Origin of the sequence: Phaeobacter sp. JH204B, assembly GCF_048055755.1 — a bacterium.
Classification (GTDB): Bacteria; Pseudomonadota; Alphaproteobacteria; order Rhodobacterales; family Rhodobacteraceae; genus Phaeobacter; species Phaeobacter bryozoorum.
Window position 1 is genome coordinate 1 of record NZ_JAYMXF010000027.1, and the last position, 12,299, is coordinate 12,299.

10 protein-coding genes and 1 pseudogene are annotated in these 12,299 nt (G+C 61.8%); 6 read left to right on the top strand and 5 right to left on the bottom strand.

The features are described from left to right. The 6 genes and pseudogenes from VXL81_RS15695 to VXL81_RS15720 all read left to right on the top strand — a co-directional run. Positions 1-242, top strand: a 242-nt coding sequence (locus VXL81_RS15695; protein ID WP_416555054.1) for a hypothetical protein, incomplete at its 5' end; no start/stop codon positions are given. A gap of 436 nt (positions 243-678) precedes the next feature. After that, positions 679-1,146 (top strand): annotated as a pseudogene (locus tag VXL81_RS15700) (transposase); the annotation flags it as partial. A gap of 542 nt (positions 1,147-1,688) precedes the next feature. Continuing rightward, the gene (locus tag VXL81_RS15705; RefSeq protein ID WP_416555056.1) at positions 1,689-5,027 is read left to right on the top strand and encodes a M10 family metallopeptidase C-terminal domain-containing protein; all 3,339 of its coding nucleotides are present in this window, start codon (positions 1,689-1,691) and stop codon (positions 5,025-5,027) included. 70 nt (positions 5,028-5,097) lie between these two features. Then, positions 5,098-5,550, top strand: a complete 453-nt coding sequence (locus VXL81_RS15710; RefSeq protein ID WP_416555058.1) for a hypothetical protein — start codon at positions 5,098-5,100, stop codon at positions 5,548-5,550. A gap of 133 nt (positions 5,551-5,683) precedes the next feature. Next, positions 5,684-6,436 carry a hypothetical protein gene (locus VXL81_RS15715; protein WP_416535151.1) on the top strand — a complete coding sequence of 251 codons (753 nt, stop codon included), beginning with the start codon at positions 5,684-5,686 and terminating at the stop codon, positions 6,434-6,436. A gap of 202 nt (positions 6,437-6,638) precedes the next feature. Continuing rightward, complete coding sequence (locus VXL81_RS15720) at positions 6,639-7,568, top strand: MYG1 family protein (RefSeq protein WP_416555060.1); 930 nt, start codon at positions 6,639-6,641, stop codon at positions 7,566-7,568. Positions 7,569-7,943: 375 nt separating this feature from the next. Here VXL81_RS15720 and VXL81_RS15725 read toward each other — a convergent pair whose 3' ends face one another. The 5 genes from VXL81_RS15725 to VXL81_RS15745 all read right to left on the bottom strand — a co-directional run bounded on the left by VXL81_RS15725 (position 7,944) and on the right by VXL81_RS15745 (position 12,284). Then, complete coding sequence (locus VXL81_RS15725) at positions 7,944-8,798, bottom strand: TonB family protein (protein WP_416555062.1); 855 nt, start codon at positions 8,796-8,798, stop codon at positions 7,944-7,946. Continuing rightward, entirely contained in the window at positions 8,795-9,172 is a 378-nt protein-coding gene (locus tag VXL81_RS15730) for an ExbD/TolR family protein (RefSeq protein WP_416555064.1), read from the bottom strand. Before VXL81_RS15730 ends, VXL81_RS15725 begins: the two co-directional genes overlap by 4 nt. Positions 9,173-9,181: 9 nt before the next feature. Next, on the bottom strand, positions 9,182-9,559 hold the full coding sequence (locus VXL81_RS15735; protein WP_416535148.1) for an ExbD/TolR family protein: 378 nt from the start codon (positions 9,557-9,559) through the stop codon (positions 9,182-9,184). A 4-nt stretch (positions 9,560-9,563) separates the two neighbouring features. Beyond that, positions 9,564-10,481: a MotA/TolQ/ExbB proton channel family protein gene (locus tag VXL81_RS15740; protein WP_340547269.1), complete on the bottom strand. Its 918-nt coding sequence runs from the start codon at positions 10,479-10,481 to the stop codon at positions 9,564-9,566. 828 nt (positions 10,482-11,309) lie between these two features. Next, entirely contained in the window at positions 11,310-12,284 is a 975-nt protein-coding gene (locus tag VXL81_RS15745) for an ATP-binding protein (protein WP_416545684.1), read from the bottom strand. Between the last annotated feature and the right edge of the window lie 15 nt (positions 12,285-12,299).

The window sequence follows — 12,299 nt, forward strand, 5'->3', positions numbered from 1 at the left end:
TATCATCTCTGGTAATATTAATATTGATGGTGGTGGAGTCAATTATTGCGGGATATGTGTCGGTAAATAATCATGCGGCGAGGATTTTAATTGCTATATGTGCCATACCTATATATCCGTATTTGCTGGGTTCCACTTTTATAATAGCTGAGCAAATGTGGGTGTTTTGGGGAGTATATCAAATTTTTGGCGTCGAGGGTCGGCCTGTTAGGCGGTTAGTTGGGGAAAAACTCCTCAGGTGAAGTTGAGGTCGTTTTTCTAATATAATTAGTTCTTGAGGAAATTCTGAATATTGGCATGCAGAAATTGATGTATTTAAAATTTAGATTGGCGAGAGATGCCCTGTGAAAAGTGAAAAATTCAAACCTTTTCTGAGTCTTTATTTGATTTGTGTTGTTTTGAAATTTTGGTTACCGGATAGGGACATGCTTGTTGGATTGAGGTTGGGTGTGAGTAGCATGCTTCTGGGTGGTCCAGTGTATTTACTTTATCTCATTCTGCACGAGGGTGAAAAGTAGAAAAAAACAGGGTCACTTTGCCTTCATTTAATAGGCATTGATTTGAGGTTGTCACGGCTTTGTTGCACAAATCATCTGAGGGATTCACTGTTTGAATCCAGAGTGGTAGCTGACGGGCATGAGCAGTTGGTCCCTCAGATGATTTGTGCAACAAAACCCTTCCAGCGACAAAGGCGACAGTCCGGCCCTGCCCGAACTGCTGAGCCAGTGCCGCCAGAGGAACAGATCTGCACCGTGACCGCCTTCTCGTGCATGTAGACATGCACTGCCGGGCAAGGGATGGCGCCTACGACACGCGCGGCTGCCATACGGCCATCCTGGATCGAGGCGCCGCCGCCGTCATCCCTATCCGCAAGAACGAGCGCCTTTGGAAGGAAGACTGTCCGGCCGCAACGGCCCGCAACGGGATCCTGCGCGCCACCCGGCACCTCGGGCGGGCCATCTGGAAGCGATGGACCGGCTATCATGTCCGCAGCGGATCGAGGCAAAGATGCGATGTCTGAAATCCTTCGGCGTACGCATCGCCTCACGAGACTTCGACCGACAGGTGGCTGGACACCCAATCCGGATCGCGGTTCTAAACAGCTACACCGCCCTTGGCATACCCGTCACAGTGCCCGTAGGGTAAGTCCGTCCGGGGAAAGGGGAAGCGCCCCCTTCACACGATTTGTGCAACAGAGCCTATCCGGCGGCCCAAATCAGCCCCCTCCCAATGGCAGCGGAGGCCTGCGGCCCGGTTACCGGCGTTCTGGCCCGGTTGTGGCCCGGTCGTGGCGCGGCAGGGCTGGGGGCGGGGCCATGCTGCGGGCGTCAGGTTTGCTACCTATGATTGATTCGATCAGCGGAACGGCGGTCACCTGTCAATTCGCCGTTCTGCGCGGTTCTGCGGCCCTTGCAACTGTCCGCACAACTTCGCTCATGCCCCGACGTCAATGGGCCAGCTTTTGCCGAAACCAAGGAGTGTCGAAAAACTCACCAAAAATAGTGAGTTGAACGATCATTCAATTCGGAAACGATCAGGGCACGAAACCAATATATCTATAATCTCCGAGGTCAGCCGATGGCGGCCCGGGCGCTCCGACATGCCTGCGGAGGGCTACGGGTGAATTTTGCCCATCAGATCTGACTACTCGGGGTTGAACGATTGGGTTGAATGACAGGGAGGCCAACATGCCAACATCAACCGAGACCAGCACAGACTGGTGGACCAATGATCAAACGCCGGAGAACCCCTTTGGCAAAAGTGAGGATTACGAGGGGTTTCTCGATTATCTGGGCGCGCTGGGACGCAGCCTGACGCCGGAAATCGCCGCTGAACCGCTGGTGATCAACCTGACCGGGCTGAATGATCACCCCAGCTACAAAGAGGCGGCCATCGGCGCGCTGGAGATGTGGTCCGCAGTCACGCCTTTGCAATTCGAGATCGTCGATGACGCCCCCTTTGATGCCGATGTGCACTGGATGGAGGTTGTCAGCCCTGAAATCGGCGAACAAAGCGACGGCAGCGCCTTTTCCAGCGACCGCTATGTCAGCGTCGGCCAGCGTTTTCACGATACCGAGCCGAATATCACCGACCTTGGCGGCTATGTCTTTGATACCTTTGTGCATGAGTTCGGCCATGAATTCGGCCTGAACCACCCCGGTCTTTATAACTACAGCGGCCCCGGCGGCGTGCAGATCAACTATCTGAACAATGCGACCTGGACCTATGACCGTCAGCAATACAGCGTCATGTCCTATTTCGATGGTATCGACGTGGGCGAGGATACGCGCTGGTCAGCGGTGACCCCGCTAATGGGTGATATCGAGGCGATCATTCGCCGCTATTTCTCCACCGTCGATGATGAGGGCGTGCGGACCTATCAGACCATCAACCTCAATACCGATGACAATACCTATGGCTTCAACAGCAGCGAATACGGCTACCTGCTGACCGAGGACGGGCCGCAGCACGATATCGGTTTTGTGATCCATGACACCGGCGGCGATGACACCATCGACTTCTCCGGCTCCACCGCCAGCACCATTCTGGACCTGCGTGCCGGTGAGTTTTCCAGCGTCAACGGGCACAACAACAATGTGTCGATCTTTGCCGGGCACAACGCGGATCAGACGGAATACTACATCGAGACAGGGATCGGCAGCAGCTACGACGATATCCTGATCGGCAATGACGGCGACAATGTTCTGGACGGGCGCGCGGGCAATGACCGCATGGCCGGCAATGGCGGAGATGACGTCTATTTCGTTGATTCCATTGATGATATCGTTCGCGAGGAAGAAAACGGCGGCAATGACACCGTGATCGTGGTGGCCGATGGGCTGGATCTGGGCGACATCGCCAATGTGGAGACCATCATCTACGCGGGCGGCACGCCGGGAACACCGGGCAGCGACGCGCCGGATGCGCCGAACGAAGGGCCAACCGACGCGCTGGACAGTCTGATCATCGGGGATGACAGCAATGAGACGCTGGATGGCGGTGCCGGTGGCAACACCATCTTTGGCCTTGGTGGCGATGATCTGATCATTGGCGGGCGCGATACGCTGGCCAGCCGCGACATCAACAACACCATTGATATTGCTGACCTTGAGGATCAGACCGAAACCGACGATGGCAATGACGCGCTTTATGGCGGCGATGGCAATGATACCATCAACGGCGGAGCGGGCGACGACCTGCTGGACGGCGGCGATGGCAACGACCTGCTGCGCGGTCAGGCGGGGGCCGATGTGTTCCGCGGCGGGGCAGGGATCGACACCGTTGATTTCAGCCAGGAAAGCCCGTTCCAGCTGCTGGTCAACCTGGAAACCAATGTGGCCAGCGGGGGCACCGCTTCGGGCGATACCTTCTACAGCATTGAAAACCTGATCGGCTCGGATGACCGGATCGACCGGTTTATCGGCACCTCCGACAACAACCATTTCTGGGGTCAGGGCGGCGGCGACGTCTTCAATGGCGGCGGCGGTGACGACACGCTGGATGGCGGCAACGACGGTGACATGCTCTATGGTGAGGACGGCGATGACGTTCTGATCGGCGGCAGCGGTCAGGACTATCTCGACGGCGGCGCAGGCGTGGATACCGTGGTTTATACCACCAGCTCGGTCGGGGTGACTGTAGATCTGGAAAACGGCACAGCCCGTGGCGGCGACGCTGACGGACCGGTGCAGATCGTCGGACGCGGCACCACGATCCGTCATGACATCATCGTGGATGTGGAAAACGCGGTTGGCTCGCTCCATGACGATCACCTGATCGGCTCGGATGGCGAAAACACCCTGAGCGGCGGTGCCGGCGACGATGTTCTGACCGGCGGTGGCGGGGCGGACCTGCTTGATGGCGGCGCGGGCAGCGATACGGCCGACTACGCCAATGCGACCCGTGGCGTGAAGCTGAACATGGCCAATGGCAAGACCGCGGGCGACACCTATGTTTCCATCGAGAATATCTCCGGCTCCGGTTTCAATGACCGGATCAAGGGCGACGGCTCCGACAATGTGCTGACCGGGCAGGGGGGCAATGACACCCTGAAAGGCGGCAACGGGGATGACACCCTGCTGGGGGATTTTGCCGATGCCGCGGATGCGATACCGCAGCCCGGTCTTGGCACCGGCTACGCCACGCTGGGTCCGGATGCGACCAATAACTCGATCGAAACCGCCTTTGATATCTCGGATAACTTCTCGCTGACCGAGGACCCGGATATCTTTGACTCGACCAGCGTGCTGCACACCACAGTGAATGCCACCGGCAACGGGGCGGGTGGTTACTACCGCATTGATCTGGCGGCGGGCACCGTGCTGACCATCGACATCGACGGGATTGCCGATCCCAATGTTCACGACAGCTGGGTTCGGCTGCTGGACAGCGAGGGCAATATCGTCACCCAGAACGATGATGGCGGCGGCGATCCCGGCTCCACCAGCAACCGCGACTCCAGCACTGTCTTTGTGGTCGAGGAAACCGGCACCTACTACATCCTTGAGGGCAGCTGGTCGCCGGATACCGCCGATGGCTGGTCCGAGAGCGTGCCTGAAGGTTCCACCTATGAGTTGAATGTCTCGGTCGAATTCCCACCGGCACCGGCGCAGCCGGGCGAGGCGGGCGAGGATGTGCTCAGGGGCGGACGTGGCAACGACATGCTGGATGGCGGTCTGATGGCGGATACGCTCTTTGGTGGTCAGGGAGACGATTACTTCCGCTTCTCGACCGAGCTGGGGGCGGACAATATCGACGAGATCCGCGACTTCGATGTGGCCAGTGACACCATCCTGCTGGACAGCGCGATCTTCACCGAAGTGGGCGCAGAGGGTGTGCTGGACTTTGGCGCCTTCCACAGCAGCGCTTCGGGTACTGCGCTCGATGCGGCGGACCGGATTGTCTACAACACCTCCAGCGGTGCGCTGACCTATGACGCGGACGGTCGGGGTGGTGACGATGCGATCCAGTTCGCCCAGTTGCAGTCCGGGCTACAGCTGACAGCAGATGATTTTGTGATCATCTGATCTGATACGAACAGGCACAGGGGGCCGATTGCGCCCCCTGTGCCGGCTATGTTTCGGGAGAGGAAACACCATGCCCCGCTATCTTGCCCCGCAGTCTATCAGACAGTCCCAACCTCGGTCCCATATCCAGCCGCTGCACCGGCGTCAGCTGATCCTCGGGCTGGCTGCAACCGCGCTGGGGGTCACCGCTGATCGCGGCCGGGCACAGCCGGGAGCGGTGCAGGGGATTGTCACCTTTGTCGGCGAGGGCAAGATCCCGAAGGGGCGGATCACCGTCTTTCTGTCGGATCCGTCGCAGGCAGATGCGCCCGATGACACTGCGGCGCGGGTCGATCTCATCAGCGATGGCGCCAGCCGGCAGATCGCATTCAGCCTGCCGCAGACAGAGCTGCCGCAGAACCATACCGCCGGGCGGCTTGTCGCGCGGCTGGAACGGGAAGATGGCTGGCTGATCGCCCGTGGCAGCGCCAAGCTCGCCGCAGGCCAGCGGCCCGAGGTCACGCTCAACACGGTGATGTACTGACCGCATGCCGAACCTGCGATAAGTCCAAGCCTGCGAAGGATGTTTTCCTACCGCTGTCTGCGGTCTCATGGTATCAGACCGATGTGCTGCCCGGCAGCAGCGCAGAGCCACAGAAGACGCAAGGAGCGCGAGGATGTTCAACGCAGATCGTGTCACAGAGGTTGCCCAGTCCAGCGTGGTCGAAACGCTGGATCTGTCCATGTTCAGCGAGGCTGATATTCTGAACACCGTGCTTCAGCGGTCCGAGGTGCTCTTTGATCTGGACCGTCCCGGCCGACCGATCCGGCGCTGGTCCAAGGGCAAGCCGGAGGAGTTGCAGGACGAAGTGGCGCGCCGCGGCGATCTGCTGCTGAAACGCGCGATTTCCGTGCTCTATCTTGAGTATCTGGCGCTGAAGCCCACGCTGGAGACACTTGCGCCGAAACATGTCGCGGATATCGGATGTGGCTATGGCTTCATTGATCTGTTTCTGGCGCGGGAGTTTGCCTGCGCGATCACCCTGATCGACCTGGAAGACAATGAGGCGACCCATTTCGGCTTCGACGCCGAAGGGGCCGCCTATAGCAGTCTCAGCACCGCGCGGGCGTTTCTGACCGCCAATGGCGTGGCGGATGTGACGACGGTGAATCCGGGCCGCGAGGATCCGAACCGGATCGGAGATGTCGATCTGGCGCTGTCGCTGCTCAGCTGCGGTTTTCACTATCCGGTCAGCACCTATGAGACCTTCTGGAAGAACAGCGTCAAACCCGATGGGGCGATCATCCTTGATCTGCGCGATGCCGAGGCCGCCCCCCAGCGCGCGCTGCTGGGCCAGATCGGCGCGCTGCATGATCTGTGGAGCGGCGAGAAATGGACCCGCATTCAGGTCCGCAAACCCGCCGCCTAGCCGACCTGCCACTGGGTGTATCAAGCCAATGATCTGCGGGTGTTTTTCGCCCCTGTAATTTGCCAGCACGATGCGCTATCCGGGGGGAGAGCCTGGCGCGGCGCCGGGGGCGTGATGATGCGCGCATGGCGACGCCGCCTTTGATACCGATGGGTGGCCTTGCGGGTGCCCGACGCCTGTTAGCCCTTGCGGAGCGCCTTTGATGACCATCACCCATCTTGTGACCCATTCCGGCGGGTTTCATGCCGATGAACTGCTGTCCTCGGTCATTCTGACGCGGCTGTTTCCCGATGCCACGCTGCTGCGCTCGCGGGAGGAGGCCTGGATCACGCCGCAGGCGGGGCGGATCATCTATGACGTGGGCCGGGCCTATGATGCCGAGGCGCAGGTTTTCGATCATCACCAGCGCCCCAATCCACTGCGCAACGATGGCCAGCCCTATAGCTCCTTTGGGCTGATCTGGCGGCATTATGGCCGCGATTACCTGCGCAGTCTGGCGGTGCCGGAGGCGGATATCGAGGCGATCCACCACAGTTTTGACCAGGGGTTCGTGCTGCCGGTGGATCTGCTGGACAATGGCGCGATTGAACCTTCGGTTGCGGGGCCGCTGGCGGGAATGACGCTGCCGGTGCTGCTGGAGACGCTGAAGCCGGCGTTTGACGACAGCCGCGAGGGCGCGGATGATCAGGCGTTTCTGGCAGCACTGCCGGTGGCGCGCGCCTTTGTCGAGGCGGCGGTCCGGGGGAGGGCGGCGAAACGGCGCGCCGAAGTCATGGTGCTGAGCGCGATCGAGGCCGCAGGTGCGGCGCGGGTGCTGGAGCTGCCGATGGGAATGCCCTTTCGCGCGGCGGTCGAGGCGGCCGGGGCTGACCATCTCTTGTTCGTGGTCCATCCGCGCAGCAGCGACTGGACGCTGACCACCATCCGCAAGAGCGGCGACAGCTTTGAAAGCCGCGCCGATCTGCCTGCGGCCTGGGCCGGGCTGACCGATGCCGCGCTTGAGGCGGCCTGCGGGGTCAAGGGGGCCAAATTCTGCCACAACGCCCGGTTCATCGCGGTGGCCGACACCCGCGCGGCGATCCTTGAGATGGCGGAGCTTGCGGTGGCTGAGGCACAGCGGCCTGCGGCGTAAACCTTGGGTGCGAGGTGGCGCGGCATGGTCCGTGTCTGGGGCAGCCCGGTTGTCAGCTCGCGCTGTGGAAAAGGTCAGCGGCCCTGTCTAATTGTTTCGCGCGCGAAACATTCGGACAGGCAGGCTGATACTTTTTCTGGGCGTTGCAGAGCGTGCGGGCGCGGATATCTGGTAAGACCGCAACGGATATTTCTGTGAGGTTAACAGACTGGGCGACCAGACTGGGCAACCAGATTAGGCGAACAGATTAGGCGAACAGGCGCCGACACCGACACTGGCGCCGGCCTGCGGGCGCATCGGTGGCGCGGTGATCCTGCGACGGGGCGCGGACAGGGTTTCACGCCTGCACAATGGCGCGCTTGGCCGGTCGCGCCGTTACTTCGAAAAATCCATCGGCAGGCTGAATGTCATCTGGCTAAGCGTCAGCTGCCGGGGGGCGGCGGGGAAATTTGCGGCGCGGGCGACGGCCTGAAGCGCGGCCTGATCCAGCGCGGCATTGCCGGAGGATCTGGCGATCCGGTGGCTGATCAGCTGACCGCTGCGGGCAACGGTGAGACGCACCACCACCCGCCCGTTGCCGCGCGCGCCTGACGGGTAGCGTTTGCGCCGTTCGATACGGGCGCGGATCTTGGCCCCCCAGATCGCCTGAAGCTTGGCCTGTCGACCGGCCTCTGCGGTGGCGGCTGCGGAGCTGCCCGCCTGACCCGCCTCGGCGCCGCCGCCCGATCCGGCAGCGCGCTGGGCATCGCGCCCCGATGATCTCTGCTCGGCTTTGCGGGCGTTTTGCGGTTGTGGCTCCGGCTTGGCGCGCGGTTTTGCGCGGGGGCGCAGATCGGGATCGGGCTGTGGTCGCGGTACGGTCTGCGGTGGCGCTGGCGGCGGCGGTGGTGGGCTGTCGACGTCGAGCCTGTCAGCGGGGGGCGGAGGGCTGATCGCGAGCTGGCGTGCGGCGCTGGGCGCCTGCGCCAGGTCGAACTGCGGTATCACGGGGGCCGAAGGGGCGGTCTGTGGCGGGGTCAGATCGGTGTCGATCCGGGGCTGGGTCTGCGGCGGGCGCTCCCAGGTTTCGACCATCTCGACCACGGTGGCGCTGGCGGCCTGAACCGAGACGAGAGCATCGCCGCCGGCGCCGCTGGACTGGGCGCCGGATCTGGGGGCGCTGGCAAACAGGGCAACGTGAATCACCGTGGCGATCCCGGCAAAGACAGTGAGTTCGGCGGCGCGTTTCATTGTGGGCGCACCACCAGTTCGGCGCGGCTGAGCCCGGCGGCGGCCAGCTGACGCAGGATCCGCGCCAGTTCGGTTGCGGGCAGCCGGGCATCGGCGCGCAGCTGAATGGTTTTGCCGCTGGCGTCGGCAAGTCGGCTGAGCGCGGCGGTGCCTTCGTGGCCGTCGAAGTTCAGCCGCCCGGTAGCGTCGATAAAAAGCACGGCATCGGATGTTGGCTCACCCTCCAGCGCGGCGGCGGGCGGGGTCACCTCGAACGGGTCAGGCTGGGCGAGCCGCGAGGTCATGAGGAAGAAGATCAGCAGCAGAAATACGACGTTGATCATCGGCACGATGGATTCCGTGCGCATCCGGCGGGGGGGATCGGTCAGGTCCACGGGGTCTCCTCAGTCCACCAGCACAAAATTGCTGAACCCGGCCTGCCGCAGCAGGGTGGTCACATCGGTGATCCGCTGCACATCGGCCTGATCGCGCCCGCGCAGCACCAGCATGTCACCGGGGCTGTCCATCAGCAGGGCGAGCGCCGCTGGCAGGTTGCTCTCGGCCACCGGCTGGCCGTTGAGATCGAGATTACCGGCACCGATGCCGATCAGCCGGGGCGGGCCGTTGTAGCTGCCGCCCTGACCCGCAAGCGGCAGGTCGAGCACCACATCGGTGCCAAAGCGGGAGGCCAGCATGAAAAACACCAAGAGCAGGAACACCACGTCGATCATCGGCGTCAGGCTGGGTTTGCGTCGGGGGCGCTGAGCTTGGGTGAGGTGCATCGGCTTACTCGGCGGCCAGTTTCAGTGATGGCGGCTGGTGGGCGACAAAGATGCGGGTGGCGCTGTCCTCAAGGTCGCGGCGAATGCGGCTGATCACGGATTCGAACCAGGTGAGGGCGGCGGAGGCGGGGATGGCCACACCCATGCCGGCCGCAGTGGTCAGGAGCGCCTCCCAGATGCCGCCGGCCAGCAAGGCGGGATCGGCCTTGGACCCGGCGGCCTGCAAGGCCTGAAAGGCCGCGATCATGCCCAGAACCGTACCCAGAAGGCCAAGCAGCGGGGCGATGGTGGCGATCAACTCCAGCGCGCCAAGGCCAGAGCCGGCGGAGGCCAGATGCAGCTTGGCGACGCGGGCGGTTTCTTCGCGGGCGCGGTCTTCAGGCAGGGTATGGACGGAGGCCAGCGCGGTTGCGACCACTTTGGAGCGGATCCCGCGACGGCCCCGGACGATATCGCGGGCGATGTCCGGTTCGCCGCGTTCAAAGGCGGCGACAGCGCGGCCGGCCTTGCCCCGGGACCAGGCGCCGATCAGCGCGAGCCGCCAGATCTTCCACAGGATCAGCGTCAGCGTGATCACCGAAAGAGCGGCAATCACCCAGATCGAGGGGCCGCCATCACGCAGGAGCGCCATGGCCTGCGCGGTGGCATCGCTGGCGGTCTGCGCAAGGCGCTGCTGTTGCGCCGGGGCGGCGGCATCCGCGGTCTGCGGCGCATCCGGTTGCGGTGCCGGTGCTGCTGCTGGGGCTTGCGCGGCGGAGCCTGTGGTCGCTGGGATCTGCGGCATCACCGATGCCGGGGCATCGGCTGCGACCTGCGGCACCGGCGGGGCGGGAGGGGTTGGCGACACCGGCGCCTCCTGCGCGGCGACGAAGGCGGGGATCAGCAACAGCGCGGCAAGGGCCGCTGGTCTGCGGGTGGTCATGATGGGCTCCAATTGGCGGCGATATAGCTTTGTCCGGGGGCGGCGCGCACCGTGGCAAGGAACGGGGCCGGGGGGCTGGCTATGGTTTGCAGGGGGAACAACGGGTTAGCGGTCATGATTGGCCTCTCCCATTCAGGGATCACATGTGGGCTGGGCGGCAATCCGGTCAGGCTCCAGCGCGCCATGCCGCTATGACCGGACGGCGGAGAGATCGCTGCCATATCCTTTGCGCAGCGCATAAGGGCGGCGACCTGGCGCAAGGCTCGCCGGTTCAGCATCCGCTGCGGGCGGCGGCGGGCGCTGTCATTTGAGGGTGGGGGATTGCCCTGTGTCACATGTCTCTCCAGCCATCGGCACAGGGTGCCGCCGTGTTGATCGGTGTCGTGATCGAGAATGGCTGGAGCCCTGCACCGCTGAGGTGCAGAGTCTTGCTGGATGGCGCATCATCCGCTGCGCCCGGGGTCAGTTATTTAACCCGAGTTCTTTTGTCAAGTTAAGCGCAAAGGCTGCCGCAACGGCGTCTGTCGCCAGAGCGCCCCGGCAACCTTCTGGCAAACTTCTGGCAAGCTCCCGGTCTGCGCGCCGGAAACGCCGCCGCTATCGGGCAGATCCTGATGGATGCCAATGACTCATAAGTTTGCACACCCAATCGATTCGCATCGGCGTGACGCTGCAAAAATATGTTATTAGTCAATTGGTTATAGCTTTTTCTTCTGCTCGTTGAGGCATAAGTATGCACAGCAAACACATAAGCATGCACACCCTTAGCCAAGAAAAAGGGCCCGCGAATGCGAGCCCTCGATGCAGCCTTTGATTTTGCCGCGTCTGCTATGTCTTGTTGATTATCTCTAGGAGCTTCGCCCTCTCGAAGATGTCCCGGTAGTCCGGTGCGGTGAAGGGTGATAGGCCTTTGGGGAGACGGGAACCCCTATCGTACGCTTTCGTGAACATCTTGAGTGTGACAACATCCTTTCCGCGCATCCGACACAACGCGAATGCCCTAATCATGAGCTCAATGACCAGTCCCCAGCGTGAGCAACATGCAAAGTCCAGCCGCTCCAGGAAGTCGACATCCACAACCGCCTCGACATCGACCTCAGCAAGTTCGGCATAAGCATATACAAGTTTGTTCAGCTCGATCATGTCAGGGTCCTTGGCCGGGTCGGCGCTCTTGCCAAGGCTGATCTCATCGAAATGAACCGGTGTCAGCAAGTGGGATAGCTGCTCTTCGGAATGCACATATGTCCCAAGGGCTGGGACACCCGACAAGACCAGTATCAGAGGCCATTCGGGTTCTTTCATCAGGGACTTGAAGCTATCCAAGAAAATGCGGTTCGACTTGGAACCAGGCGTGAAGACGTGTTGGCACTCGTCGTAGTAAAAGCCTATCACGCCGAGTTCGCGACTGTGATGGCGCACGAGACGCCAGATTTCGCTTTGCGTCCGCCTGGGAGAGGCGCTGTACCCGAGCTTTTCGAGCGTCTTTTGCCCAAGGTCCTTCCAGCTGACCGAACCATCGAGTTTGCAATAGAGTATTTCTCCTGGCCTTCCGTTGGGCATGAGGGTTTGACTGTCGTTGAATTCTTTGATGAGCTTGATCGTTTCCGAAGTCTTCCCCACCCTGGACTCGCCCGTAACGACGAGGCCACGGGCTTCAAAATGGCCTCCGTTGCTGGCCTTGATGAAATAATCGGTCACACACTCAGTGAACGCTTCGCGGAGAACGCTGGCCCGCGGGAAGCTGTAGTGCGCATCCTGCAGGTCGCGCGCCGCGCTCACGCGCTTGTCGTCAATAAAGCCCATGGAAATTTCCTCTGG